This is a genomic window from Bradyrhizobium sp. B124, assembly GCF_038967635.1.
Taxonomy (GTDB): Bacteria; Pseudomonadota; Alphaproteobacteria; order Rhizobiales; family Xanthobacteraceae; genus Bradyrhizobium.
Map to the genome: position 1 here is coordinate 2923130 of NZ_CP152413.1, position 25668 is coordinate 2948797.

A 25668-nucleotide genomic window follows, 5' to 3' on the forward strand; every position below is an offset into this window, starting at 1 on the left:
CGGACGGGACGCCCGGCCTCGAATGTCCGGCCCGGTTATAGGGGACCGCTCAGGCCCTTACAACGCAAGCTTCCTGGCCGGACGAGCTATGCGCCGGGCCACAATTGTCAATGCAAACATTGGTTAACCCCGGCCGCGCCGACGATATGTCACATAGGAGAAGTCGGCGCTGTCGTCCGGACCGGCCGGATTTCGCACGCGCGCGACCTCGTCCCACTCCTTTGCGTCGATTATGTCGAACCGTGTATCGCCGTCCGGCCGGGCGTGAACCTCGGTGATCTCCAGCCGGTCAGCCGTGCCCATCCATTGCGCATAGATCTCCGCACCACCGATGACGGCAATTTCAGTGGCGAAACGCCGCAGCGCGTCACCAAGCGCAATTGCGCGGGCGTTTTCGAACGACGACGTGACGATCGCGCTGCGCGCGCGATAGTTCGCATCGCGCGTCACCACGATATTGGTGCGGCCCGGCAGCGGCCTGCGCAGGGATTCGAACGTCTTGCGCCCCATCACGACGGGCCGGTTGATGGTGATGGCCTTGAAGCGCTGCTGATCGGTCTTCAGCCGCCACGGAATTGCGTTGGCATTTCCGATCACGCCGTTCTCGGCGACCGCAACGACGAGCACGATCTCCATCAGCGCGCTCCTTCCGCGAGCGCCGACAGCGCCTCGCCGGAGACGCGGCAAATCGTCCACTCGTCCATCATCTCGGCGCCGAGCGACTTGTAGAAGGCGATCGACGGTGCGTTCCAGTCGAGCACAGCCCATTGCAGGCGCGACCAGCCATTGGCGAGGCATTGCTTCGCCAGATGCACCAGGAGCGCCTTGCCGATGCCCTTGCCGCGCAGTGCCGGGCGGACGAAGAGGTCCTCGAGATAGATGCCGTGGCGGCCGGCGAAGGTCGAGAAGTTGACGAACCAGACCGCGAAGCCGGCCGGCTCGCCGTTCCATTCGGCGATGTCGCAAGTAAGCCGCGGGTTCGTTCCGAACAGCGCGTCAGCGATGTCAGCCTCGCTGGCGTGCACCTCGTGCAGGAGCTTTTCGTAGTCGGCGAGCTCGCGGACCAGCGAGAACACCAGTCCAGCCTCATCGGGCCGCGCGCGGCGGATGGTCAGCGACATGCAATCCCTCAGACCGCGACTTCAGCCTTGATGTGCGGATGCGGGTCGTAACCCTCGAGTTTGAAGTCCTCGTAGCGGAACGCGAAGATATCCTTCACGTCGGGATTGATCGCCATCGTCGGCAACGGCCGCGTCGGCCGCGTCAATTGCAGCCGCGCCTGCTCGAGGTGGTTCGAGTAGAGATGTGCGTCGCCGAGCGAGTGCACGAAATCGCCGGGCTTGAGCCCGGTGACCTGCGCGACCATCATGGTCAGCAGCGCGTAGGAGGCGATGTTGAAGGGCACGCCGAGGAAGACGTCGCCGGAGCGCTGATAGAGCTGGCAGGACAATTTGCCGTTCGCGACATAGAACTGGAACAGGCAGTGGCACGGCGGCAGCGCCATCTTGTCGACCTCGGCCGGATTCCAGGCGCTGACGATCAGCCGCCGCGAGTCCGGATTGCGCTTGATCATCTCGATCACGTTCGTGATCTGGTCGATGCTGCGGCCATCAGGCGCCGGCCACGACCGCCATTGCGAGCCGTAGACCGGGCCGAGATCGCCATTGGCGTCGGCCCATTCGTCCCAGATCGTGACGCCATTGTCGTTGAGATATTTGATGTTGGTGTCGCCGGCGAGGAACCAGAGCAGCTCGTGCACGATCGCCTTCAGCGGCAACCGCTTGGTGGTCAGCATCGGAAAGCCGGCCGAGAGGTTGAAGCGCATCTGGTGGCCGAAGATCGACAGCGTGCCGGTGCCGGTGCGGTCGTGCTTCTCGGCGCCGTCGGCGAGGATGCGTTCGAGCAGGTCGTGATACTGGTTCATGGCGTCTGTTTCGGGCTCTCTGGGCGGAGCGGCAATTTAGCGGCCGGGGCGATCGGTCGACACGCCGATTCGGCTGGATGCAGCGATTATACCCTGAAAAATGAACACTCTCGCGCCAAACGACAAGGGCGGAACTCGCGTCCCGCCCCTCCCCTATCCAGTTGATCGCGCTGGCTTAACTGGCCGGCTTAAGCACCGGGGTCCACTTCGCGATCTCATTCTTGACGAGGGTCGCGAGCGCCTCCGGCGTGCGGTTGGCGGACGCCGGGATCACGCTACCGAGCTCGAGCAGGCGCTTGCGCACGTTTTCATCGTCGAGCGCCTTGATGGCCGCCGCGTTCAGCGTGGCGATGATCGCGGGCGAAGTTCCCTTCGGCGCGAAGATCGCGTTCCAGGCCTGGGCCTGGAACGCCGGCAGGCCGGCCTCTGCCGTGGTCGGGACATTGGGCAGCGACGGATTGCGCTCGGGGGTGGCAACCGCATAGGCCTTGATGGTGCCGGCGTTGATCTGCGGCACCGCGTTGACGATCTGGTCGCACATGTAATCGACCTGGCCGGCGACCAGCGCGTTCATCGCAGGGCCGGTGCCGTTGAACGGCACGCCGACCGGCTTGACGTCGAGGATCGAGTTCAGCAGCTCGCAGGAGGCATGCGAGACCGAACCGATGCCGGCATGCGCGGCGTTGACCTTCTCGACATTGGCCTTCACGTAGGCGACGAATTCCTTCAAATCCTTCGGCGGGAAATCCTTGCGGGCAAGGATCAGGATCGGCGTGCCCGCGAGCAGCGCGACGGGTTCGAAATCCTTTTCCGGGTGATAGGCGAGCTTCGGATAGAGCGGCACGGAAGCCGCGTGCGTGCCCATATGTCCGGTGACCAGCGTGTAGCCGTCATTGGCGGCGCGCGCGGCACGCGTCGTCGCCGTGGTGCCGCCGGCACCGACCACGTTCTCGATGACGATGCTCTGTCCGAGCGTCTGCGCCATGTGCGCGGTGACGATGCGCGAGATGACGTCGGTCGGACCGCCGGCCGCGAACGGCACGATCATGGTGATGGTGCGCGTCGGATAGTTTTGCGCGGAGGCCGGCACGGCGAATGCGCCCAGCGCGGCAAATGCCGAAAGGCATGCGCCCGCAAGCGAGCGAATGGACATCATCTCAATTCCTCCCGGGAACGTTTTGACCAAATAAAAATGCCGGCCAAATCGGCCGGCATTTTCATTTCATGAGACGACATCGAGTGTCGATTCGACTTCCGCCTGCGGCGCGCCGACGCAGGGCCGGCGCTCCCTGTTTGAGCATGACTATCCGGAAAACCGCTTCGCACTTTTCCGGATCATGCTCTAGCCCTCGGACTCCACGAACACTTCGTCGCGCTTCGCACGCAAGGTCGGCAGCACGGCGAGCACCAGGAGTCCCGCCGCGATCGCCAGCAGCACAGCCGACAGCGGCCGCGACAGGAATACGCTCCAGTCGCCGCGCGAGATCAGGAGCGCACGGCGCAGATTCTCTTCCATCAGCGGGCCGAGCACCATGCCGAGCAGCAGCGGTGCCGGCTCGAAATCGTGCTTGATCAGCCAGTAGCCGACCAGACCGAACGCGCCTGCGAGCACGACGTCGACCGGCGCGTTGTTCACCGAGTAGATGCCGATCGCGCAGAAGATCACGATCGAGGGGAACATCAGCCGGTACGGCACGCGCAGCAGACGGACCCAGATGCCGACCAGCGGCAGGTTGATGATGATCAGCATCAGGTTGCCGATCCACATCGAGGCGATCATGCCCCAGACCAGGTCTGGCTGCTTCACCATCACCTGCGGACCCGGCACGATGCCATGAATGGTCATCGCGCCGACCATCAGCGCCATTACCGCATTCGGCGGGATGCCGAGCGTGAGCAACGGGATGAACGAGGTCTGCGCCGCGGCGTTGTTGGCGCTTTCCGGTGACGCCACGCCCTCGATCGCGCCGCGGCCGAACCGCGACGGATCCTTGGCAATCTTCTTCTCCAACGTATATGCGGCAAACGACGCGATCACGGCGCCGCCGCCCGGCAGGATGCCAAGGATCGAGCCCAGGATGGTACCGCGCACGATTGCCGGCGTGGAATCCATCAGGTCCTTCCTGGTCGGCATCAGACCAGTGATCTTCTGCTGCACCAGATCGCGGCTCATCTCGGCGCCGGCGTCGAGATTGCGGATGATCTCCGCGAAGCCGAACACGCCCATCGCCACCGTCGCGAAGCCGAGGCCGTCGGCAAGCTCGGGGATGTTGAAGGCCATGCGCGAGGCGCCGGTCTCGATGTCGGAGCCAACCATCGAAAGCAGCAGGCCGAACACGATCATCGCGATCGCCTTCAGCACCGAGCCCTTGGCGAGCACCACCGCGAAGATCAGGCCGAGCACCATCAGCGAGAAATATTCGGCCGGGCCGAACGCCAGCGCGAGCTTGGTCAGCGGCGCGCCGAGCACGGCGATCAGCACGGTCGCGACGCAACCGGCGAAGAACGAGCCGATCGCGGCGATCGCGAGCGCCGGGCCGGCGCGGCCCTGTCTTGCCATCTGGTGGCCGTCGAGCGCGGTGACCACCGAAGTCGCCTCGCCCGGAATATTGACCAGGATCGAGGTAGTCGAGCCGCCATATTGCGCACCGTAATAGATGCCGGCGAGCATGATCAACGCGCCGACCGGCGGCAGGCCGAAGGTGATCGGCAGCAGCATGGCGACGGTGGCGATGGTGCCGATGCCCGGCAGCACGCCGACCAGCGTACCGACCAGAGCGCCGATCAGGCACATCAGAAGATTGATCGGCGAAAGCGCAACGGCAAAACCGTGGGCGAGATTGGCGAACAGTTCCATTGCGCCGCCCTCACTGAATCAGGAAACGAGGGAACATCGGCATCGGAAGTCCCAGCACGTAAGGAAACAACAATGCGCAGCCCAGCGTGAGACAGGCACCGACGATGGTCGCCTCCAGCCACTTCGTCTCCTCCGAGCCGAGTGCCGCGATCATGAAGCTGGCAAATGCCGTGACGACGAGCCCAAGCGGCCGGATCGACACCGCAAAGAACACGATCGCTGCCGATACGAACAGCGGCCCGCGCCATGAATAGGCCGCGATATGGGGGCCGTCGCTCAGGATCCCCATCAGCGCGACAGCGCCGCCGAGCAGCAGCAGCAGCACGGCGAACATGCGCGGCGCGGTTCCGGCACCAAACGAGAATCCGTGCATGCCCTGCAGATCGCTCGAAGCCCACAACGCAAACAGGGCAACCGCCATCATGACAAGCCCGCCGACAAAGTCCTGCGGACCGCGCACCCATTTCGGCAAGATCGATTTGACCGGCGCCTCGCTTGGCGTATCGCTCATGACTTCGCTTCCCCCGTCAGGGCTGTCCCGCCCGTTGTGATTGAATGGCTTGGCTTGTGGTGCGTTGACCGAAAGCCTTGCTAGCGATTTTCGTCAGACAACGCCAGCAAAACCCAAGAGACCTCCGGCAAGCAACATCCATAAGGGATTGATCCGTGTCGCAAAAGCAAGCGCAGCTGCGACAATGGTGATCAGGATCGCGATCCAACTTTGGTCTGATGTCTGCGCCACGATCAGGCCGGAGGCGGCCATCAAGCCGATCGACAGCGGAACCAATGCAGCCTGAATGATCGCCGGCCAACGCGCGTCGCGCGAGCGATCGAGGAAGCGGCTCACATAATAGGCAAGCAACGCGGTCGGTCCGCACATCGCAACCGTCGCGGCCAATGCCCCGGCGACGCCTGCGACAGAATAGCCTATCAGCGTCACGATCAGCACGTTCGGTCCCGGCGAGAGCTGCGAGATCGCGAACACGTCGGCGAACTGCTTGTCGGTCAGCCAGTGATGCACGTCGACGGCGGCGCGGTGCATTTCGGTGATCGCCGAGTTGGCCCCGCCGACAGCAAACAGCGACATCAGACCGAAGGTCCAGACCAGCGCTGCGATCGGGCTGGACTCCGTATTCATGCCTTCACCATGCGTCGCGCCAGGACCGTCGTTGCGATGCTGAGCGGGATCGCCACCAGCAGCACGATCTGGAGCGGCCATCGGATCAGACCGATCGCGACGAAAACCGCGGACAGAATGACGAGGCCTGTGACATCGCGCCGTTTCAACAGCGGCATCATCATCTTGAGGACAACGGCGAACAGCAGCCCGACCGCGGCACAGGCGACGCCGGCGAGTGTCCGGCGCAGGATGTCGATATCGCCGTAGCGGGCATAGAGTGCGGCAAGGACGGTCGCGATCACCATCGGCGGTCCGACCAGCCCGGCGAAGGCCGCAAGCCCGCCGGCGATGCCGCGAAAGCGCGAGCCGAATACGACCGACAGGTTGACGATGTTCGGACCTGGCAGGAAATGGCACAGCGCGAAGGTCTCGTTGAACTCCTCCGCCGTCATCCAGCGGTGCTGCTCGACGATCGACCGCCGGGCCCAGACCAGGACCCCGCCAAAGCCGGCCAGCGACATCTTGGCAAAGGCCAGGAACAGCTCGAGCAGGCCGGGCTGGAGGGGCGGAGACGGTGCGGAGGCATCCGGCGCCGGGGCGGCAGCCGGCGGGGATTCCGGGGGCATGGGCAAAATCTAGAACGGCGCCAGGACAGTGCCAAGACACAGCACCAGGACGGCGGCCACCCCAAATCGGCGTGTTTCACACCTGAACAAGCCTGAATCGGCTCTATTTTTCTTCGTTCGCGCCGCCTATATTGGGGGTGCCGGTTCGCCGGCTATGGAAATAAATGGCCGTCGCAATAAACCATTCGGACCCGGGGGCGGTACCCGGCGCCTCCACCAAAACCCATCCGAGCCCCTGGCTTTGGTGGCTTTTGGCGGGGGCGAAATAGGATCGACGAGGGCGTAAAGGGCGTGTTTTTTCTCGGTATGGTTCCGCCGTTATCGGGCTAATGCAATAGTTGCCAACGACAACTTTGCTCCGGTTGCTCAGGCTGCGTAACGCAGTTTGAAAGACCATCTTAAAGTCCTAACGGGTTAAGCTCCGTTAGGCGGGGTTCGGAGGCACCTGGCAACAGAAGCCTCCACTTTATTTCCCTATGGGGCGTCCGCCCGCATTTTCAGCTGCCAGCCCTGCTGATTTCCACGTCCCGGCGGAGTAGCATGGCCAAAAGGGCGAGTCGGACGGGTCCGGCGGTGCCTTGCCGGCATTTTCGAGGCGACAGGAATACGATGGCGACCGATCACATCCGATATGACGTGCTGGCGCGCGACGCGCTGCGCGGGGTGCTGCGCCGGGTCTTGTCCGACGCCGCCGAACATGGCCTGCCAGGTGAACACCATTTCTACATCACCTTCCTCTCGCACGGTGACGGAGTGAAACTGTCGCCGCGGCTGCTCGCGCAGTATCCGGAGGAGATGACCATCATCCTGCAGCACCAGTTCTGGGATCTGGTGGTGACCGAGGACCGGTTCGAGGTCGGCCTGTCGTTCGGCGGGATTCCCGAGCGGCTGAACGTGCCGTTCGCCGCGGTGACGCGCTTCCTCGATCCGTCCGCACCGTTCGATCTGCGGTTCGATGTCTCGGAGGCATTGTCGGAGGAGGCCCCGCCCGCGACGGCACCGGCCTCTCCCCTTCCCGCACCGGCCGCCCGGGCGGCAGTCGAGACCGAGACGGCCGAGACCGAGCAGGAGCCCGCGAAGCCCAGCGAGGGCGCCGAGGTCGTGCGGCTGGACCGCTTCCGCAAGAAATAATCTAAACACCGATCGATCCTCGACCTTGTAGGATGCATTCGAGGGCCGGGATGACAGATCGTCATACCGGACTATCTTCTGCATTGAACGTGCTTCCGCGCGGACGCTGTCGCGTTCCCGCGGCGAAAACCTGGCGCACCGCCGGATCACGTTCTGATGACGCAACGGAGAGCATCCATGGCTCAATCGACGACACCATCCAACGCCGCCACCCGTAGCGAGACCGACAGCTTCGGTCCGATCGACGTCGCCGCCGATCGCTACTGGGGCGCGCAGACCGAGCGCTCGCGGCAGAATTTCAAGATCGGCCACGACCGGATGCCGATCGCGATCATCCATGCACTCGCCATCGTCAAGCTCGCGGCAGCCGAAACCAATCGCGAACTCGGCCAGCTCGATGCACGCCGCGCCGACGCCATCATCAGCGCCGCCAGGGAAGTGATCGAAGGCAAGCTCGACGATCATTTTCCGCTGGTAGTCTGGCAGACCGGCTCGGGCACGCAAACCAACATGAACGTCAACGAGGTGATCGCAAACCGCGCCAACCAGATGCTCGGCGGCGAGCTCGGCGCCAAGCAGCCGATCCATCCGAACGATCACGTCAACATGAGCCAGTCGTCGAACGACTCGTTCCCGACCGCGATGCATATCGCTGCGGCGGGCCGCATCATCGCCGACCTGATCCCTGCCCTTGCCGAGCTGCATCAGGCGTTGCACCAGAAGCAGGAAGCGTTTGCCAAGATCGTGAAGATCGGCCGCACGCATACCCAGGACGCGACACCGTTGACGCTCGGCCAGGAATTCTCCGGCTACGCCGCGCAGGTCGAGAGCGGCATCGCGCGGCTGCGCACCGCGGTGAAGGAGCTGTTTCCGCTGGCGCAAGGCGGCACTGCTGTTGGCACCGGCCTCAACTCGAAGCCGGAATTCGCCAACGCTTTCGCCAGGCATGTCGCCGAGATCACCAGGCTCCCGTTCACCAGCGCGGCAAACAAGTTCGAGGCACTCGCGTCCAACGACGCCTATGTGCTTGTGCACGGCGCGATCAATTCGGTGGCGACCGGCCTGTTCAAGATCGCCAACGACATCCGCTTCCTCGGCTCGGGCCCGCGCTCAGGCCTCGGCGAGTTGATCCTGCCCGAGAACGAGCCGGGCTCGTCGATCATGCCGGGCAAGGTCAACCCGACCCAGTGCGAGGCCATGACCATGGTCTGTTGCCAGGTGTTCGGCAATCAGACCACGATCACCGTCGCCGGCAGCCAGGGCCATTTCGAGCTCAACGTGTACAAGCCCGTGTTGGCATATTGTATGATAAATTCCATTCAGTTGCTGTCTGACGTTGTCCGCTCATTTACTGAGCATTGCGTTGTCGGAATACGCGCCGACGAAAAGCGCATCAACGAGCTGATGCAGCGCTCGCTGATGCTGGTGACGGCGCTCGCGCCGAAGATCGGTTACGACAACGCAGCCAAGGTCGCGAAGTCGGCGCACGCGCACGGAACGACGTTGAAGGAAGAGGCTTTGCGGCTAGGATTCGTAACTGCCGACGAATTTGATCGCCTCGTGCAGCCGGACAAAATGACACACCCTGGCTGAAGCGAAGCGCGCAATGTCCGGATAATTACGGTCAGCGCGCGTGATATAATTATGGATCATAACGCCTAAAGGCTAAGGCTGTTTGCCTATCAGCTCTGCGCTGGCGCATGGTACAGACGTCTAGTTTTCGCAGAGCGAAACGGATTCTTTGATGCTATCACAAGCATCAAATGGGGATTCGGGATGGATATCGAGCCGGGCGCTTAGCGCGATCGCTCTTGCTTTCGTCACGATGCATCACCAATTCCGCTCTGGGGACGATGAGGACGACGAGCATGGGCGACGTGGTCAACCTGAAACGATTCAAGAAGCGCGGTGAGCGCGAACAAGCAGCAAAGCAGGCCGAAGCCAATCGTGCGCTATTCGGTCGCACCAAATCCGAACGAGCGCGTGACGAATTTCTCGGCGAGCGCAGTGAGCGCGTGCTCGATCAGCACCGCATCGAAAGTGGTGACGCATCATGAAGTCTCCCGTCGTCAAGCGGTCGATCGTCGTCGCCGGTCACAAGACCAGCGTCAGCCTCGAAGAAGCCTTCTGGAACGGCATGAAGGAGATTTCCGGTCTGCGGAACATGACGCTGTCGGAATTGGTCGGCGAGATCGACAGCAATCGTCAGCAGGGCAATCTGTCCTCGGCGATCCGGCTTTTCGTGCTCGACTATTTCCGCTCGCGCGCCACCCCCGCGGTGCCGGCGGATGTCAGGCCGCAACAGGTCGACACGCGCCAGCAAGCCTGATTGCCTTGCCGACCGTCGCTTCGGCAGACGGTCGTTCCGCCACGCGGACTTCAGCATGAAGGTCAATCGCATCGTCGCGAACGTTGCCGCATCAGATGTAGCGGCAGCGAAGTCGTTCTATCGCGACATCCTCGGCCTCCAGCCGCTGATGGATTTCGGTTGGATTGCGACTTACGGTTCATCCGAAACGATGCAGGTTCAAATCAGCTTCGCTTCCGAAGGCGGCTCCGGCACGCCGGTGCCCGATCTCTCGATCGAGGTCGACGACCTCGACGAAGCGCTGCACCGTATGAGGGCCGCCGGCATCGCGATCGAATACGGACCGGCGAACGAGCCATGGGGCGTGCGGCGCTTCTTCGTCCGAGATCCGTTCGGCCGGCTGATCAATATTCTCCAGCACCGCTCGTAAGCGCTGGATTCCCGTTCCGACGGGTTTTCATCACGCGAACCGGTGACCTACTTCGTCTGAAGGCGCTTCCTAGTTCTGCACCGCCGGCCGCGGCGGCGGATTGGCGACCTGCGGCGTCAGCGACAGCGGCGGCCGCAGCGGCCTCGACCTGGCCGCGCCGGGCACCGGCTTGACCTCGATCGGCGGCGGCAGCGGCGCCAGCTGCGGCTGGCTCGCAACCGGCGCAGGCGGCACAGCGGCAGGTGCTGTGGCAGCAGGCGGGATGATCGGCGGCCGTGGCGCAACGATCTTCGGCTTCGCCGGCACGCGGCGCGGATCAGGGCCGGGCACCGGCAGATTGGCAGAAGGCGCCCCCGGCGAACTTTCGCCGGGCGCATCAGGCGCCGGTCCCGCAGGCGGCGGAAGGGCCGCCGGGGTCGGCGGCGGCACCGGTTCGCCGCGCTCGATCGCGTCGAGCCGCTTGGTCTCCCGGTCGATCGCGCGCACCGCCAGCCACGACGACAACGCCGCAATGTCGATGCTGCGCGACAATCCGTCGGGTGTGCCCACCGCCAGCAGCTGGATTTCCGGGCGGCTGGTGGCGGTGCCGATCTGCGTCGATGTCAGCGCGGTGCGGATGTCGGCCTGGTCGGCCGGAATGTCGTAGCCGCCGGACACGATGACGTTGGCACCGCTCGCCGCGAGCGTGGTGACGCCGATCCGGACGCGGCCGTCACGAATGTTGAAGGGAATTTGCGCCGAAGCGACCGACAGCCCGCCGGCTGCGAGCGCCGGTTCGACGATCTGCCTCAGCCGCGTGTCATCGGTCGCCTGCCCGGAATCGCTGGCGCGGATCGCAACGTCGAACGCGCGCGGATCGAGCCCCGGAAGGTTCAGCCCCTCGAGCGTCACGGCGCCGCTGCCGGACAGTGCACCGATCAGCGCCGAGGCGCTGCGGCCCTGCGTCAACAACGTCATCTGCAGCGAAGTGCGTGCCTTGGGCATCGCGAGACTGCGGTAGCGCAAGGCCGCGCCGTCGACGCCCGCAAGCTGCACATTTGCATTTAAGGCGAGTCCATTGACGCCCTGCCGCGCATCGATGGAGGCGGTCACCTCGCCGCCGCCGATCTTGCCCTTGACGCCGTCGAAGGTCAGCGACTGCCCATCCGACCTGATGGTGCCGCGGACCGGCTGCAGCTCGGCGCCGCCCGGCAGCAGACCGTGCAGCGCTTCGAACGTGACCTTGCCACGCCAGGCGCTTGTCAGCCCCTGGCCGAGCGGCTCCGTCGCATCGTGACCGGCCGCGCCGATCGCCGCTGCGAAAATCGGCGCCAGCGCGATCTGATCGAGGCCGACTTCGCCGTCGATGCTCTTCTGATCGGCGAGTGTCAGCGCCAGCCGGCCGCGCAGCCGCGAACCGGCGACGATGCTGTCGAGATCGTCAAAGGTCAGCCTGTCACCCGCAAGCGTGAGCCGCGACGACAAGCGGATGTTTGCCGCTGGATCGGATGATTTCAGATTGAGCAGCGGACTGATGTCGGCGCTGCGGACACGGAGGCTGATGTTCGATTTGCTCTCCCCGGCCCCGTTCTTGGACCACGGCTCCGCGGTCCCTTCCGCATCCGCATCGAGCCCGGCGCCCCAGAGCCTCGCCTTGAGCCGCAACGGCGCCTGCCACGCACCGCTCACGTTGCCCTCGAATTGCGTCGGGCCCGCACCGGCTGCGACCGCACGGTCAAGCCCAAGCAGCGCCAGCAGCGCATTGCCCTCGCTGGCGGAGAATTTCGCTTCGGCCGTGACGTCGCTGTTGCGAAGTGCGTCGAAATCCAGCGCACGGATCGCAGCCACCGGCGGCGTCGCCGAGATCACCGTATTGCCCTTGAGTTGCGGCGTGTCGAGATCGACCGTCGCGCGCGCGCTGACGCGATCGGCGACCTTGCCTTTGCCGAGGTCGAGCGCGAGCCTGGCACGGACCGGACCGGCATCCGCGCGGAGCACGCCGAGCCGCGCGGCAAGCGCCGGTGCGAACGGCTGAACCACGGCCGTCAGCCGGCCAAACGACGCGGCGGCCGCATCGACCGCGAGCTTGCCGGTCGAATTGACACGATCGAAATTGCCGCTGCCATCCAGCGTGACATTGTCGGGCTGACCGATCTTGACGCGCTCGAGCACGATGTTCTTCGGGCTATAGGCGATCTTCGCCAGCAGCGGCCGCAATTCCTGCCCCGAGGAGATCGCGCGCCCGACATCGAGCGACAACTGTGCCTCGTCCGGCCATTCGGCTTGCGGGCCGGCCAGCGAGCGGATGAAGGCCGTGGTCGCATCGAGATCGAGCCGCTCCGCCTTCAACTGCGCCTCGACCTTGGAGCCGCTCGTCGCCTCGCGATGCGCGACCGCGACGCGGCCCTCGACCGCGCCGCCCTCGATCTCCGCCTTCATCGCGTCGATCGAAAAGCCTGATGGCGACACCGTGACGTCGCCGCGCAACCGCAGCGGCTTCTGGCTGCGATAGGCGATGTCGGCCCGCCCCTGCAGCCAGCTCATCAGCGTATCGGGATCGGACGATTCGATGTTGAGCGCGGTCTTGAAGCTGTTCGAGGCTCCCCCTTGCGCGCTGGCGCCGCTCATCGAGACCCGCGTCGATCCCGGCGCGCGAAACTCCAGCCGGCGCACGGTCCATGATTTCGCATCCGATTGCAGCTCTGCCGAGACGTCCTGCAACGGACGGCCGCCGAGCATGATCTGTTCGGAGGTGAGCTCGACCTGCGCCGGGATCGGGCTTTGCGGAAGGCCCGACAACACAGCGCGCATCGCCGGCAGCACGCGCACCGGCTCGACATTGCCGTTGTTGGCGTCCTTGGCGGCGAACTTGTCGCCATCGAGCTGCCGTGCCGAAAGCGCGGCGCGCAGCAGCGGCGACGCGCCGAACCGGAGATCGCCATTCCCTGCGAGCTTCAGCGCGCGCTCCTCGCCGCCGTAGCTCACCTCGACCTGGTCGAGACGTGCCGCCGAATAATCCGATTTGATCTTGGCCGTGATCCGCCAGGGCGGCATATCGCTGCCGCCACGCTGGCCAGGTGTGCCCGCCAGCGCCACGCTCCCCTCGAACCGCGGTGCGCGGGCCTCGAAGGTCAGGATGCCGTCGAGATCGGCCGATATCGGGCGCTGGCCGGGATCGATGTTGAAGTGCAGGCGGGTGCCGCTACCGTCGGCGCTTTGCCCCGAGGAAATGCGGAACGGGTAGCGGTTGCCGTCGAACATGAAATTGCCGTCGCCGCGGACTGCGCCGGCAAGCGAGCGAACATCGCCGCTGAAGGCTATGTCGTTCAGCTCGAGCGTGCTGCTGCTTGCGGCATCGTGCAGTGCGATGCGGCCGGTCAGATTGAGGCGGTCGATCGCCAGCGAAGCCAGGTTGAAGCTGCCGCTCGACGGCGACCAGTCGATCCGCCCTTTCGGATCGAGCCCGAGATCGAGCGACATGCCGTTGATGGTGAGTTCGTTGGCGCGCCACTCGCCGCGCATCAGCGAGCTCAGGCTGAGCTCGACGTCGAGATTGGCGGCGCGGACCTTGCCACGGTCGTTGGCGCCGCCGACGGTGACGTTTTTCAACCGCAGCGAGGGCGCGGGCAGCAGACGCGCGTCGAGATTGCCGGCAACACGAACCGGCATGCCGATGATCTTGGACGCCTCCGTCTCGAACTGCGGCCTGAACTGGTTCCAGTCAACGAAATACGGACCGACCAGCGCGGCCACCAGCGCAAGAATGAAGGCGATTGCCAGGCCGAGCAGCGTCGTCTGCACGGTGTCTCCCTTTGAGCCCGCTCCGCGGCAGCCTCCTTATGCTGAACCCTTTGCCAACCCTTGGCCGGAGCAACCCAAATATAGAGACAAGTATGGCGAAGTCACAGCGGCATTACCGCTGCGGCGTCAGACGGATGACGGTTTTCCGCTCAAGCGTGCGTGCACACGGGCCGTCGCGGCAGGGTTACTGCCCTGCCGCACGTCCGGAATGTCACCAGCTCGCGGGGAGCCGCTTCAGCCCGCGCAGCACGAAGGTCGGCCGCCACTCCGGATTTTCCGCGTCATCGAGCCGCAGGTCGGGGATCCGGCGCAGCAGCGTCGAGATCGCGATCTCGGCCTCGATCCGTGCCAATTGGGCGCCGAGGCAGAAATGGATGCCGCCGCCGAACGACAGCGGCTTCACGTTCGGCCGCTGGATGTCGAGCTTCTCGGGATGGTCGGGATAAACCGCCTCGTCGTGGTTGGCCGAGCCTAGCAGGCACAGCACGCTCTCCCCCTTCGGGATGCGCTTGCCGCCGAGATCCTCGATGTCTTCCAGCGCGACGCGGCCGGTCAGCTGCACCGAGGAATCGTAGCGCAGGAACTCCTCGATCGCATTGGTGATCAGACCGGGATTGGCTTTCAGGAGCGCGAGCTGGTCCGGGTTGCGGAACAGCGCGAGCAGGCCGTTGCCGATCAGGTTCACGGTCGTCTCATGACCGGCGCCGAACAGCAGGATGATGTTGGCGGTGAGCTCCTCGTTGGTGAGCTTCTGGCCGTTCTCCTCGGCCTGCACCAGTTGCGTGGTGAGGTCGTCGCCGGGCTGCTTGCGGCGCAGCTCGAACAGCTGGTGGAAATACATCGCGGCCATCGCGTTGCCGGCGTTGCCCTGCTTGATCTCCTCCGCCGACAGCGGCACCGGCTCCAGCAGACGGCCGCCGTCGCGCGAGCCGTTGTAGAAGGCCTCGCGATGCTCCTCGGGAATACCGAGCATGTCGCAGATGATCGTGACCGGCAGGCGGAACGCGAAATCCTCGATCAGGTCCATCTTGCCCTGCGGAATGATGCGATCGAGCGTCTCGTCGACGATGTGCTGGATGCGCGGGCGCATGTCCTCGACCCGGCGCGCAGTGAATGCCTTGACGACGAGGCCGCGCAGGCGGGTGTGGTCGGGCGGGTCCTGCTGCAGCATCCAGTGGCTCATGCTGCGGATGACCGGCTCCTCCATGATCTTGGGGCCGTAGCGGCGGATCGAGCGCTCGACATAGTCCTTGCCGAACCGCTTGTCGCGCAGCACGAGGCTGGCTTCCGCGTGACGGCTGGCGACGAAGGCGCCGTGCGCGTTGACATGCATCGGATCGAGGCGGCGTAGCCGCTCATAATACGGATAGGGATTGCGAATGAATTCGGGCGCCAGTGGATTGAAAAGCGGCTCGCCGCTGGCCGGCTGAACTTGCTCGTTCATGGTGACCTCGTTCGTGCGCTACGCCGGTGCCTGCACTCTGGCGCGCCTTGGTGTCATCCTCAAGACCGCACCAACACGGGTGCGACCATTCTGATTTTAGCACTCTGGATCTAGCAAATGCAACTCGATACACTCTTGTATCGAGTTGCATTGTGCCCTAAACTGCGCCGATGTCAAGGGTTCGAACCAGACCGACACGGGACGACACCTGCGAGAAGCTGTTCGAGGCGGCGGCGCGGGTGTTCGAGGAACAGGGAATCGGCGGCGCCAGCATCGAGGCGATCGCGGCTGCGGCCGGTTTCACCCGCGGCGCCTTCTATTCGAACTTCAAGAGCAAGGACGAGCTGATCTTCGCAATGCTCGAGGATCACGTTGAGCAATCGATCCGGCGCAATCTCGATTTGCTTGCCAAGCACAAGGACCTGGCCGACTTCCTGGAGGCATTGCGCACCCTGGACCGCAGCCGGCAGGATCCGCTCGGCCGCTCGCCTCTCCTGCATATGGAGATGATCCTGTTCGTGGCGCGCGCCGAGAAGCGCCGGCCCGAACTCGCCAAGCGCCTCCGCGCGCGGCGCAAGCTGATCGCCGACATCGTCGAGACCGCGCAGAAGAATAGCGGCAGGAACGCCAGACTTAATCCGGACTGGACCGGCGCGATCGTGCTGGCGCTGGAAGATGGTTTCCGCCTGCACCGCCTGATCGATCCGGAGACCACACCCGCCGACAGTTGCCTGCGCGCGATCACCGACCTGCAGCGGGCAATCGGCGTTTCATCCGCCTGATGTGTCAGGCCGCGCTGGCGGCCTTGTGCATCTGGCCGGCGACGGCGCGGACCTTGCGCGGCGAAGCCTGCCAGATCGCGAATGCCGACAGGAGGCTGACGGCAATGCCAAGCAGGAACGCGCTGGTATAGCTGCCCGAGAGATCGTAGAGCTGGCCCGTGATCCAGGGGCCGGCGGCTCCGCCGGCGAGCGCGGCCAGCATCACGGTGCCGAAGATGCTGCCGTATTGTTTGCCCTGGAAGATCTCGAGCACCACCGGTCCCATCACCGATGTCAGGCCGTAGCCGAGCGCGCCCTGGGTGAAGACCATGAGATAGATCAGCGTCATGCTCGGCCAGTATTTCAAGGCGGCAAGCGCGGCAAAGCAGATCACGAAGCCCAAGCACGAGATCGCCCACACCCATTCGCGGCCGATGCGATCGGAGAGATGCCCGAGCCAGATCTGGCCGGGGATGCCGAGCAGGCTGACGACGCCCAGCGCCCAGACGCCGACATTGGAGCTGAAGCCGATGTCGAGCAGGAATTTGGTCTGGTGCACCTGCACCCCATACCAGATGTACAGGCCGCAGAAATAGCCGGTCGCGATCCACCAGAACCGCGCAGTGCGCAGCGCACGCGACAGCGTCCAGTCGGTGCCGGCCCATACCGGATCGACGATGTTCGATGCCGGCCTGGCCGACGTCGCCGTCGGCGCCGCATCGCCGTCCGGCTGCAGGCCGATGTCCTCCGGCTTCTTGTGCAGCAACAGGTTGATCGGCGCGAGCACGACCAGCACCACGATCCCCATCGCGGTGCAGGCGGTGCGCCAGCCGGTGTGCTCGATCATGTGCTGCACCCATGGCAGCAGCGTCACCGAGCCGATGCCGACACCGGCGAAGGCGAGCCCGATTGCGAGGCCACGGCGGCGGATGAACCAGTTCGGCACGAACAGCGATTGGCCGGAATAGCCGAGGCAGACGCTGCCGGAACCAACCAGCACGCCGATGGTGAGATAGAGATGCCAGGGTTGCGTGGTCAGCGGCGCCAGCAGCAGGCCGGAGCCCATCAAGAGCACACCAAGCTCCATCACGGCGCGCGGACCGCTGCGGTCCATCAGCCGCCCGATCAGCGGGCTCGCGACCGCGGAAGCGACAAAGCCGAACGAGAATGCGCCGGCGGTAACACCACGCTCCCAGCCGAATTCGGAGATGATCGGCGGATAGAACAGCGAGAATGCCGTCCGCGCGTTGACGCCGATCGCCATGGTGACGAAGGTCACCGCGACGATGACCCAGCCGTAGAAGAAGGGAAGCCGCATGGCATGACCATCGTAAGGGCGCAACCGGACGGGTGCGACCGAGCAAGAGGGGAAACACGTTCTCTTGCATAATGCACGGCCAAATCTGTGAAGCAATTCATAGACAAATGTACCTACCGATGATTGTAGGATCATCGGATTGTCACTTCGCGTCTGGCCGGAGACCGCGAAGCGGGTTATCATCTTCTTTTCAGAAGGAATACTCAGGAGGAATACTATGGGTGGATTGGTTGCAGACGGCTACGTTCCGCACGTTCAGGAGCAGTTGAACTCCCGGTTCATTGGCGAAGCGCTAGACGAGATGGTCCAGTTTCAAAAGGAGTTCAAGGTATTCTCGTCGCAGCACACGCTGCAGATGTCCTTTGGACTTCTCAACATTGCGCCGGTCGGCGAAGCCGATCGTCAGGGATTTTTCAAGTATCTGAAGCTGCTGAAGCGGACGGGTTCATCGATTGACGGCAAGGCCTCGCGGAAGAACGGGCACGATCAGATCATTGCGTCGCTGCAGGCCAATCTCGAAAGCGGCAGGGCGATGCCGGTGTTCTTCACCTGGCATCCCGGGGAGCACCCGAAAGGAATCGTGCAGATCACAAGCGGCGATCGCGCCCTGAGCTTCTCCAGCAAGGGGTTTCTCACGATCTCGGTCCCGACGATCGGCGCCCACCGTCCCAAGGCCGGCAAGCGCAAGAAGTAGCGCGACGCCGGCGCGATGCGCGCACTGCAGGCCAAGGTTCGCGAATACTATTCGGGAACGCTGCAACGCCACGGCCCGACCCCGCTCGGGGTCGATTGGCCGAACGTGGTCTCGCAATATCTGCGCTTCGTGCAGCTGTTGAAGCTTTGTCGCTTCGGGCAACCGTTCAGCCTGAACGATTTCGGCTGTGGCTACGGCGCGCTGCTGGAGTTCCTGGCGATACGCCATGGCGATGCGGCTGTGACTTATCGCGGCATCGACATCTCGCCGGCCATGATCGCGGCTGCCCGCACCCGCTGGGCCGCCAACAAGCGGGCCATGTTCGCCGAGGGTTCGCAGTGCGGCGCGCTCGCCGACTACTCGCTCGCGAGCGGGACCTTGAACGTCCGGCTCGGTCATCCGGTCGCGGAATGGGAAGCTTATATCGAGGCGATCCTCGCCGATCTCGACGCCAGCAGCCGGATCGGATTTGCCGTCAATTTCATGTTGCCTCGCGATGAGGCGCCTGCCGAGGCGGGACTGTATCGCACCGCGCCGGAGCGCTGGACGCCGCTTTGCGAGCGGTTCGGCCGCGTCGAATTGATCACCGGCTACGGACTTCGGGAATTCACGCTTCTTGTCCGCAAGACGCCGTCGGCGACGGCGCGACCGGGAACAGGCTCTCGTAAGGCCGCGCGCCGGTCTCCTCGATGAGCTGACGGGCGCGCGCAAGCAGTTCGCTCAGCTGATACTGCGGATAGCGCAAACTATCCGCGTTGACCACCTGCGCCAGCACCAGCGTCGAGCGGCACTCGGCCAGTCGCGCCCGCCGTTCCCGCGCGAGCGCGACCCCCTGTTCAGCAGCGCTGAAGGCGGCAGCCAGGCTGTTACCCTTCAGATGAATTTCAGCAAGGAATGCCAGCATGTCGCTTTCATATTCGAGGCCGGTGAAAGCCTCCCGCGCCAGCCGGATCGCCGATCCAAGCTTCTGGATCGCTGCAACGTGGTCCCCCGCCAGCGACAGCGCCAGTCCGCGGCAGACGCTCGCATACACCGCAACATAGGGAGTGTTGTTTCTCCTGGCGATCTCGTCGATCCGCAGGCTGTGATGATCGGCAAGCTTTTCGTCCTGGGTGAGCCAAGCCATTTCAACTCCGGCATGATGCGGAATGAACAGGACCGCCGGATCGGGATGACCGCTCTCGCTGGCAACCAGTTTGGCGATGCTCTCCCGCGCAATATCGAAACTGCCCGTCCGCACCAGCAGCCGCGCGTGCAGGCCCCCAACCCATCGTTCCACATTGAAGCCGAGCTGTGCTTCGTGGGACTTCTCGATGCTCGCAACCTGCTTGAGCGCGGTCTCGCCTGCCGCGAGCGCTTCCCGAAGCTTGCCGGCATAGCCGTAGGCCTGACACATGAACACCTGCAGGATAGTCTTGATGCTCGGGTCCTCGCAGACCTCCATCGCATGCAGCAGTTGCGCTACGTATTCGTCCGCCGAGCCGGTGCAGGCCATCACCCGCCCATAGCCGGCCAGGATCAGGACTTCCGAAACGGAGTCCTTCAATTGCCGCGCCATATCCAGCGCCTCGGCGTGGAATGGCGCAGCTTCCTCCGCGCTCATTCCCTCGCGCCAGCCGTGATTCACGATCTGTCCCGACGCGTGCATGCGCAACCGGTCGGTCTCGACCGAGCGGGGAAGCGATTGTACGAGCAACCTCACCTTCAACCATGCCTTCATCGCCAGGCGCGAATTGGTGGTCCCGATCCAGGCCGCCGCGCGTGCGGTGTAGGCGGCCGCTGGCCCAAATTCCTTGGCTGCCTCGAAATGATGGGCGATCGGGCCGGCGTATTCGCTCAGCTGGTTGTGGTGGAAGCGTTCGAGCGCCCTGGCTACTGCGGCATGCAGCTCGACGCGGCGGGTGCGCAGTTGCATGGCATAGGCAACCTCCTGGATCAGCGGATGGCGGAAGGCAAAGCGTTCCTGTTCACTCTCGCCGGGCACATTCTCGATCAGTTCAACTTCCAGCAGGCGGCCGAGAATGTCGGAGAGATTGGACGCATGGGCCCGGGCGACCTCGGCGAGCACCGGCAGCGGAAACTCCCGGCCGATCGTCGCGCCTATCTGCAGGACCTCCTTGTCTGCCGGCGCGAGCCGATCGATGCGCGCGCCGATCACGGTTTGGACTGTCGCCGGCAAGGTCTCGGTCGGCGATTGCCCGAATGCCTCGTAGTGACCCGGCCGGCCGTCGAGCTCGCCGCTATCGACCAGCGAGCGGATGAGCTCCTCGGCAAAGAACGGATTGCCGCCGCTTCGCTCGACGATGCGGTCGCGAAGCGGGGCGGTCGACGGGTGATCGCCGACCAGATCGCACGTCAGGGCGGACAGGTCCTCATCGCGGAGCTCATCGAGCCGCAGCTCCCGAAACGCAGCGCCATCGGTCCAAGGCGCCTGATAGGTCGGCCGATACGTCAGGATGATCAGGGCGCGGCTGATATGTGCGATATTCACCAGCGCCGAGACGAACTCGATGCTCGCCTCGTCCAGCCAGTGAATGTCCTCGATGATGATCACCGATGGCGTCCGCGTACCGTCGCGCACGAGACTTGCGACCAGATTGACGAGCCGCGCGTGCCTCACCTTCGGGTCCATCGCTGGCGCCGGCGCGTGCGCGTCACGAATGCCGAGGAAATCGACCAGCAACGCGACGTCGTCCATCAGATGCGGGACCGCGGACTCGATCCTTACCGCGATCTTGGCGCGTGCCGTTTCCGCATCGTCGGTGGAAGCGATCCGGAAGAAGTTGCGGAAGAACTCCAGCAGTGGCTGCAACGGACCGGAATGATCGTAAGGCGATGCCCGCGCCTCCTGCACCGGAACCAGACGTTCCTTGACGGTCCGGGTAAATTCGAAGCACAGGCGGCTCTTGCCAAGGCCAGGCGGCGCCGAGATGCCAATCGCCTTGCCCTCGCCTTGCTCGGCCCCGGCGAAGGCGTCGTGCAGGACGGCAAGTTCGGCATCACGGCCGCGATAGGCGCCGACGACGGCATCGCGGAAGGGCGCTCGAGCCGGCTTCATTCCGACCAGCCGGTAGACAGCGATCGGCCGCGGAAACCCCTTGACGTCCTGGTGGCCCAGTGCGCGCCCATCGCAGGACGCCTGCACGAGTCTGAATGTCGACTCCGTGATGCAGATGTCGCCCGGCTGGGCCATGTGTTCGAGGCGGCTCGCAAGGTGCACGGCAGCGCCATAGACGCTCTGCTCTTTCGTGAACTTGTCCGGCACGCCGGCGACGATCTCCCCGGAGTGGATGCCGACCCGCAGCACGATGCCATTGTCGCGCGATGACTGGACCATGGCGAGCGCGGCCTGGCAGGCGCGCAACGCATGATCCTCCTGCGCATGAGGGACGCCGAAGATCACCATCAGCCCGTCGCCCATGCTGCGCATGATCGTGCCGTGATACTGCTGGACCGCATTGCCCATGCGCTCCAGCGCGGGCGGCAGGCGGGCCAGCGCGAGTTCGGGGTCATTGTCGCCGATGAGCTCGGTTGAGCCGACGATATCGGCGAACATCACGGTGACCACCTTGCGCTCGCCAACCGGCTGGGCCTGGTCCAGACGTTCGCCGCAGGCGCCGCAAAAGCGCGCGGTCTCGAGATTCGGATGCTGACAATTCGGACAGACGGAAGAGAAGCTCAGCCCGCACGACCGGCAGATACCGTCCTCTGCCAAGGTCTCGGATTGACAGGCCGGGCACAGCATGAACACCACCTTCCCGATACACTGTCCGCTTGCGGATTCCGGTGCACTCTAACAAGGCCAGCCTCACCGGGCAATCGAGCCAGAAACGGCGCCACGCGCCAAGCCCGAGTTTTGAGCGCGCGGGGAAAGGCGGCCTCAGGCCCCCAGCGCGTGGCTTTCATGGCCGAAATAAGCACGCTCGAGCCGGCGCGCGAGGTCGCCCTCGCCGGTCAAGGCCTCCAGCGCGATCGTCCCCTGCACCAGCCCGTAGACCCGATCGGCGCACGCCAGCGCCTTCTCGAGCAGCTGCTCGACCAGCAGCACCGAGGTGCCCTGCTCGCGCAGCCGGCCGATGACGTTGAGGACGCGATCGACCAGCACCGGCGATAGTCCGGCGGAGGGCTCGTCGAGCATCAACAGCCGCGGGCGGCGGACCAGGCCCTGTGCCACCGTCAACATCTGCTGCTGCCCGCCCGAGAGTGCGCCGCCGCGCTCGTGCCGCTTCTCGGCGATCTCGGGAAAGAACGAGAGCGCCTCCTCGACGCGCACGGCGCGCTCGGCGCGCGGCAGGTCATAGCCGGCGAGCAGCAGATTGTCGGTGACCGATATCTGCGTGAACACGCGATGGCCTTCGATCACATGCACGAGCCCGACACGCGCAGCGTCACGCGGCGTGGCGTTGGTCATGTCGCGTCCGCCGAACCGGACGTGCCCGGCATTGACCGGCAGCAGACCCGACATCGCGCGCAGCAGCGTGGTCTTGCCGGCGCCGTTCGGACCCAGCAATGCGACGACCTCGCCGGCGGAAATCGTCATGTCGATGCCGTGCAGCACGCGGATCTTGCCGTAGCCGGACTCCAGCGCGTGCACGTCAAGCAGAGGTTCAGCCGCCGAGGTAAGCACTGACGACCTCCTTGTGGACGCGGATCTCTGCCGGCGTTCCCGCAGCCAGCGTGCGGCCGAGATTGAGCACGGTGACCTGGTGACAGATATCGAAGATCAGGTCGGCATGATGCTCGACCAGCAGCACGCCGGTGCCGCGGGCGCAGACCGCCTTGATCAGGGTCGCCAGCCGCTCGATCTCGTCATTTGAGAGACCCGCCGCGGGCTCGTCGAGCAGCAGGAAGTCCGGATCGAGCATCAGCGCGCGCGCGATCTCGATGAAGCGCAACTCGCTGTGCTGCAGGCGATCGGCGCGCGCATCAGCGAGCGCTTCGAGGCCGACGACGCCAAGCAGCGCCCGCGCCTTGGCGGCGAGCAGACGTTCGTCCGCGCCGTTGCGCGGCAGTGCGAGCATCGCCTCGACGAAGTTGGCCCGCCCCTCTATCGAGCCGCCGATCATGACGTTCTCCAGCACCGAGGCTTCCCCGATCACGCGCGGTGTCTGGAAGGTGCGCGCGATGCCGCTGGCCGCGCGCGTGACTGGCTGGCCCGCGGGCAACATCGCGTCGCCGAGCATCATGGTGCCGGCCTTCGCGGCGTAATAGCCCGAGATCACGTTCAGCGTGGTGGTCTTGCCGCTGCCGTTCGGTCCGATTAGCCCGTGGATCTGGCCGGGCGCGACATCGAGATCGAGACCGTCGATCGCCTTCACATTGCCGAAGCTCAGCGCGATGCCGCGCAACTGTAACGGCTTGCCGCCGTCGCGCCGGCGCACGATCTCGGCGAGCGCCGCCGGGCGCGGAACGATGGCGCGATTGCTGGCGAGCGGACGGCGGTTGCGGAAATCGAGCAGCGCCGCGATGCCGCCGGGCATCACCAGCACGATCAGCAGCAGCAGCACCGCGTAGAGGAAGGTCGACCATGCCGCGAGCGGCGCCGCGATCTCGGGCAGGATGGTCAGGATGATGGTGCCGAGCATCGGTCCGAGAATCGAGCCGCGGCCGCCGATCAGGATCGCGATGAAAAACAGCACCGAGAGATCGAAGGTGAACGCATCGGGCGTGATGTAGGTCTGCAGGGTTGCGAACAACCCACCGGCGATCGCCGCCAGCGCACCGGCGAACAGGAAGATCGCAATCAGCATCTTCGGCTTGGAGATGCCGCTGGCCTCGGCCGCGACCTCGGCATCACGGACCGCGATCAAGGCACGGCCGAAGCGGCTGCGCGCGACATTGGCGCTCATCCAGGTGGTGAACGCGGCAAATGCGATGCAGAGGCCGTAGAAGCCCCACGGCGTATTGAACGGCGCCGGGAATTCCGGACCGGCAATACCGATGCCGCCGCCGGTCACGCTCTGCCAGGCCAGCGCGATCTGGGTCACGATGGTCGCAAAGCCGAGCGTCGACATCGCGAAGTAGAAGGTGCGAAGGCGCAAGGCCGGCAGGCCGACGATCACGCCGAAGACCGCGCCGATCAGGCCTCCGATCGGCAAGGCGGCAAACACCGGAATCGCCGGTATCACGTTGCCGGCGACCAGCACGCTGGTCGTGTAGGCGCCGAGCGTCAGCAGCGCGACATAGCCGATCGCAAGGTGGCCGGCGAAGCCGACCACCAGATTGAGGCCTGACACCAGCACCCAGTAGATCGCGGCGCGGGTGCCGATCAGCACCCAATAGTCATTGCTGACGAAGGGCAGCAACACCGCTGCGACCAAGATACCGATGAACGGCAGGATGTGCGGCAGCGCGGCGCGCCAGGCGCCGCTGTCGGTTCGGGGCGGAGAGGCTGCGACCGACGTCATCACACTCTCCGCGCGGTCGAGGCGCCGAACAGCCCTTGCGGCGCTGCGAGCAGCACCACGATGAACAGCGTGAACACCGCGACCGAGGAGAAGATGCCGCCGACCAGGAAGTTCGCCGCCTGCTGGAACAGGCCGAGCGCCAGCCCGCCGATGATCGCGCCTCGGTTGTTGCCGAGCCCGCCGAGCGCCACCGGCACGAAGCCGTAGAAGTTGAGCAGCGCACCATTGGCGAAGAAGGCGAGCAGCAACTGCCCGCCGGAGAATCCGGCGATACCGCCGACCACGCCGGCAAGCGCGTAGCTCGCGACGCGCAGCTTGCGCTCCGGCAGGCCGAGCGCCCGCGCCGCGAAATTGTCCTCCGCGATGGCGAGGAACGCGCGGCCGACCAGCGTGCGGCGGTAGAGATATTCAAGGCCGATGATGGTGACGGCGCAGGCGGCGACCGGCAGCCAGAACTTCTCGTCCCAAACGCCCTCGCCGAATCCTGCGATGCGCGGGAACGGTTGCGGCTCGGTGCCCCATTTGATCGCGGTGACCTGCTGGATCATCAGCGCGACCGCCAGGGTCGAGAGCACGTAGAGATGCTGGTCGAGGTTCTTGAGCACCGGCCGCACCGCGACGAATTCGGTGATAATCCCGATCACCGCGCAGCACAGCAGCGTCAGCACGAAGCCGACAACGATCGGCAGGCCGAGCTTCAGCGTGAACATCGAGCCGAATACGCCGCCCAGCATCGCAAGCTGGCCGGCGGTGAAGCTCATCACCCGCGAGGTCGAGAACATCGTGTTGTAGGTCACGCCGACCAGCGCGTAGATCGCGCCCGCCGCGAGACCGGATGCAAAGATCGAGGCCAGCATCGGCTGCGCCC

Annotated in this window: 22 protein-coding genes, 1 other RNA gene and 1 pseudogene; 9 read left to right on the forward strand and 15 right to left on the reverse strand. The window is 64.9% G+C overall.

Annotated features, from left to right (window positions below; genetic code table 11):
• Positions 1–123: 123 nt before the first annotated feature.
• The 8 genes and pseudogenes from AAFG13_RS14180 to AAFG13_RS14215 all read right to left on the reverse strand — a co-directional run bounded on the left by AAFG13_RS14180 (position 124) and on the right by AAFG13_RS14215 (position 6527).
• Positions 124–636, reverse strand: coding sequence for a dihydrofolate reductase (locus AAFG13_RS14180; protein WP_342712374.1), 513 nt, complete (start codon positions 634–636; stop codon positions 124–126).
• A complete protein-coding gene (locus tag AAFG13_RS14185) occupies positions 636–1121 on the reverse strand; it encodes a GNAT family N-acetyltransferase (protein ID WP_212310487.1) in 486 nt (161 codons plus the stop codon). Before AAFG13_RS14185 ends, AAFG13_RS14180 begins: the two co-directional genes overlap by 1 nt.
• 8 nt (positions 1122–1129) lie before the next feature.
• Positions 1130–1924, reverse strand: a complete 795-nt coding sequence (locus AAFG13_RS14190; protein ID WP_050401897.1) for a thymidylate synthase — start codon at positions 1922–1924, stop codon at positions 1130–1132.
• A gap of 175 nt (positions 1925–2099) precedes the next feature.
• Positions 2100–3080 (reverse strand): tripartite tricarboxylate transporter substrate-binding protein, encoded by a 981-nt coding sequence (locus AAFG13_RS14195; RefSeq protein ID WP_212310488.1) that lies wholly within the window; start codon positions 3078–3080, stop codon positions 2100–2102.
• A 186-nt stretch (positions 3081–3266) separates the two neighbouring features.
• Positions 3267–4781 carry a tripartite tricarboxylate transporter permease gene (locus tag AAFG13_RS14200; protein ID WP_342712375.1) on the reverse strand — a complete coding sequence of 505 codons (1515 nt, stop codon included), beginning with the start codon at positions 4779–4781 and terminating at the stop codon, positions 3267–3269.
• Positions 4782–4791: 10 nt separating this feature from the next.
• Positions 4792–5241 (reverse strand): annotated as a pseudogene (locus tag AAFG13_RS14205) (tripartite tricarboxylate transporter TctB family protein); the annotation flags it as partial.
• Between the two features lie 144 nt (positions 5242–5385).
• Positions 5386–5919, reverse strand: coding sequence for a chromate transporter (locus tag AAFG13_RS14210; RefSeq protein WP_212310490.1), 534 nt, complete (start codon positions 5917–5919; stop codon positions 5386–5388).
• Positions 5916–6527, reverse strand: coding sequence for a chromate transporter (locus AAFG13_RS14215; protein WP_212310491.1), 612 nt, complete (start codon positions 6525–6527; stop codon positions 5916–5918). The genes AAFG13_RS14210 and AAFG13_RS14215 overlap by 4 nt, the downstream gene beginning before the upstream one ends.
• A gap of 100 nt (positions 6528–6627) precedes the next feature.
• On the opposite strand from AAFG13_RS14215, the gene ssrA reads away from it, so the two are divergent.
• The 6 genes from ssrA to AAFG13_RS14245 all read left to right on the forward strand — a co-directional run bounded on the left by ssrA (position 6628) and on the right by AAFG13_RS14245 (position 10396).
• Positions 6628–6993, forward strand: a transfer-messenger RNA (tmRNA) gene (ssrA, locus tag AAFG13_RS14220).
• A 143-nt stretch (positions 6994–7136) separates the two neighbouring features.
• Positions 7137–7658, forward strand: coding sequence for a ClpXP protease specificity-enhancing factor SspB (locus AAFG13_RS14225; RefSeq protein WP_173637958.1), 522 nt, complete (start codon positions 7137–7139; stop codon positions 7656–7658).
• Positions 7659–7835: 177 nt separating this feature from the next.
• On the forward strand, positions 7836–9251 hold the full coding sequence (gene fumC / locus AAFG13_RS14230; protein WP_342712376.1) for a class II fumarate hydratase: 1416 nt from the start codon (positions 7836–7838) through the stop codon (positions 9249–9251).
• Between the two features lie 275 nt (positions 9252–9526).
• Entirely contained in the window at positions 9527–9715 is a 189-nt protein-coding gene (locus tag AAFG13_RS14235) for a DUF4169 family protein (protein ID WP_097674527.1), read from the forward strand.
• Entirely contained in the window at positions 9712–9987 is a 276-nt protein-coding gene (locus AAFG13_RS14240; protein WP_066499077.1) for a ribbon-helix-helix domain-containing protein, read from the forward strand. The genes AAFG13_RS14235 and AAFG13_RS14240 overlap by 4 nt, the downstream gene beginning before the upstream one ends.
• Positions 9988–10042: 55 nt before the next feature.
• Positions 10043–10396: a VOC family protein gene (locus AAFG13_RS14245; protein ID WP_212310493.1), complete on the forward strand. Its 354-nt coding sequence runs from the start codon at positions 10043–10045 to the stop codon at positions 10394–10396.
• A 69-nt stretch (positions 10397–10465) separates the two neighbouring features.
• On the opposite strand, the gene AAFG13_RS14250 is transcribed toward AAFG13_RS14245, so the two are convergent.
• Together AAFG13_RS14250 and AAFG13_RS14255 are read right to left on the reverse strand one after the other, a co-directional pair.
• Positions 10466–14176 carry an AsmA family protein gene (locus AAFG13_RS14250; protein ID WP_342712377.1) on the reverse strand — a complete coding sequence of 1237 codons (3711 nt, stop codon included), beginning with the start codon at positions 14174–14176 and terminating at the stop codon, positions 10466–10468.
• 211 nt (positions 14177–14387) lie between these two features.
• Positions 14388–15620, reverse strand: coding sequence for a cytochrome P450 (locus tag AAFG13_RS14255; RefSeq protein WP_342712378.1), 1233 nt, complete (start codon positions 15618–15620; stop codon positions 14388–14390).
• A 170-nt stretch (positions 15621–15790) separates the two neighbouring features.
• Between AAFG13_RS14255 and AAFG13_RS14260 the strand changes: the two genes are divergently transcribed.
• Positions 15791–16402, forward strand: coding sequence for a TetR/AcrR family transcriptional regulator (locus AAFG13_RS14260; protein WP_342712379.1), 612 nt, complete (start codon positions 15791–15793; stop codon positions 16400–16402).
• 4 nt (positions 16403–16406) lie between these two features.
• Here the strand turns inward: AAFG13_RS14260 and AAFG13_RS14265 are convergent, their stop codons facing one another.
• Complete coding sequence (locus tag AAFG13_RS14265) at positions 16407–17699, reverse strand: MFS transporter (protein WP_342712380.1); 1293 nt, start codon at positions 17697–17699, stop codon at positions 16407–16409.
• A 139-nt stretch (positions 17700–17838) separates the two neighbouring features.
• Here AAFG13_RS14265 and AAFG13_RS14270 point away from each other — a divergent pair, with 139 nt between their 5' ends.
• Together AAFG13_RS14270 and AAFG13_RS14275 are read left to right on the forward strand one after the other, a co-directional pair.
• Entirely contained in the window at positions 17839–18393 is a 555-nt protein-coding gene (locus AAFG13_RS14270) for a hypothetical protein (protein ID WP_212310498.1), read from the forward strand.
• A 15-nt stretch (positions 18394–18408) separates the two neighbouring features.
• Positions 18409–19086: a class I SAM-dependent methyltransferase gene (locus AAFG13_RS14275; protein ID WP_342712382.1), complete on the forward strand. Its 678-nt coding sequence runs from the start codon at positions 18409–18411 to the stop codon at positions 19084–19086.
• Here AAFG13_RS14275 and AAFG13_RS14280 read toward each other — a convergent pair.
• The 4 genes from AAFG13_RS14280 to AAFG13_RS14295 all read right to left on the reverse strand — a co-directional run bounded on the left by AAFG13_RS14280 (position 19001) and on the right by AAFG13_RS14295 (position 25657).
• On the reverse strand, positions 19001–22138 hold the full coding sequence (locus tag AAFG13_RS14280) for an adenylate/guanylate cyclase domain-containing protein (RefSeq protein WP_283815079.1): 3138 nt from the start codon (positions 22136–22138) through the stop codon (positions 19001–19003). The genes AAFG13_RS14275 and AAFG13_RS14280 overlap by 86 nt on opposite strands.
• Positions 22139–22273: 135 nt before the next feature.
• Entirely contained in the window at positions 22274–23020 is a 747-nt protein-coding gene (locus AAFG13_RS14285) for an ABC transporter ATP-binding protein (RefSeq protein WP_342712383.1), read from the reverse strand.
• Positions 23001–24800, reverse strand: coding sequence for an ATP-binding cassette domain-containing protein (locus AAFG13_RS14290; RefSeq protein ID WP_342712384.1), 1800 nt, complete (start codon positions 24798–24800; stop codon positions 23001–23003). Before AAFG13_RS14290 ends, AAFG13_RS14285 begins: the two co-directional genes overlap by 20 nt.
• Positions 24800–25657, reverse strand: coding sequence for a branched-chain amino acid ABC transporter permease (locus AAFG13_RS14295; protein WP_212310503.1), 858 nt, complete (start codon positions 25655–25657; stop codon positions 24800–24802). Before AAFG13_RS14295 ends, AAFG13_RS14290 begins: the two co-directional genes overlap by 1 nt.
• Positions 25658–25668: the final 11 nt, after the last annotated feature.

Bases quoted from the DNA above. Each gene is read 5' to 3' on its own strand.
- AAFG13_RS14180 (WP_342712374.1), bottom strand. From the start codon at position 636: ATGGAGATCGTGCTCGTCGTTGCGGTCGCCGAGAACGGCGTGATCGGA.
- AAFG13_RS14185 (WP_212310487.1), bottom strand. From the start codon at position 1,121: ATGTCGCTGACCATCCGCCGCGCGCGGCCCGATGAGGCTGGACTGGTG.
- AAFG13_RS14190 (WP_050401897.1), bottom strand. From the start codon at position 1,924: ATGAACCAGTATCACGACCTGCTCGAACGCATCCTCGCCGACGGCGCC.
- AAFG13_RS14195 (WP_212310488.1), bottom strand. From the start codon at position 3,080: ATGATGTCCATTCGCTCGCTTGCGGGCGCATGCCTTTCGGCATTTGCC.
- AAFG13_RS14200 (WP_342712375.1), bottom strand. From the start codon at position 4,781: ATGGAACTGTTCGCCAATCTCGCCCACGGTTTTGCCGTTGCGCTTTCG.
- AAFG13_RS14210 (WP_212310490.1), bottom strand. From the start codon at position 5,919: ATGAATACGGAGTCCAGCCCGATCGCAGCGCTGGTCTGGACCTTCGGT.
- AAFG13_RS14215 (WP_212310491.1), bottom strand. From the start codon at position 6,527: ATGCCCCCGGAATCCCCGCCGGCTGCCGCCCCGGCGCCGGATGCCTCC.
- AAFG13_RS14225 (WP_173637958.1), top strand. From the start codon at position 7,137: ATGGCGACCGATCACATCCGATATGACGTGCTGGCGCGCGACGCGCTG.
- fumC (WP_342712376.1), top strand. From the start codon at position 7,836: ATGGCTCAATCGACGACACCATCCAACGCCGCCACCCGTAGCGAGACC.
- AAFG13_RS14235 (WP_097674527.1), top strand. From the start codon at position 9,527: ATGGGCGACGTGGTCAACCTGAAACGATTCAAGAAGCGCGGTGAGCGC.
- AAFG13_RS14240 (WP_066499077.1), top strand. From the start codon at position 9,712: ATGAAGTCTCCCGTCGTCAAGCGGTCGATCGTCGTCGCCGGTCACAAG.
- AAFG13_RS14245 (WP_212310493.1), top strand. From the start codon at position 10,043: ATGAAGGTCAATCGCATCGTCGCGAACGTTGCCGCATCAGATGTAGCG.
- AAFG13_RS14255 (WP_342712378.1), bottom strand. From the start codon at position 15,620: ATGAACGAGCAAGTTCAGCCGGCCAGCGGCGAGCCGCTTTTCAATCCA.
- AAFG13_RS14260 (WP_342712379.1), top strand. From the start codon at position 15,791: ATGTCAAGGGTTCGAACCAGACCGACACGGGACGACACCTGCGAGAAG.
- AAFG13_RS14265 (WP_342712380.1), bottom strand. From the start codon at position 17,699: ATGCGGCTTCCCTTCTTCTACGGCTGGGTCATCGTCGCGGTGACCTTC.
- AAFG13_RS14275 (WP_342712382.1), top strand. From the start codon at position 18,409: ATGCGCGCACTGCAGGCCAAGGTTCGCGAATACTATTCGGGAACGCTG.
- AAFG13_RS14280 (WP_283815079.1), bottom strand. From the start codon at position 22,138: ATGCTGTGCCCGGCCTGTCAATCCGAGACCTTGGCAGAGGACGGTATC.
- AAFG13_RS14290 (WP_342712384.1), bottom strand. From the start codon at position 24,800: ATGACGTCGGTCGCAGCCTCTCCGCCCCGAACCGACAGCGGCGCCTGG.
- AAFG13_RS14295 (WP_212310503.1), bottom strand. From the start codon at position 25,657: ATGCTGGCCTCGATCTTTGCATCCGGTCTCGCGGCGGGCGCGATCTAC.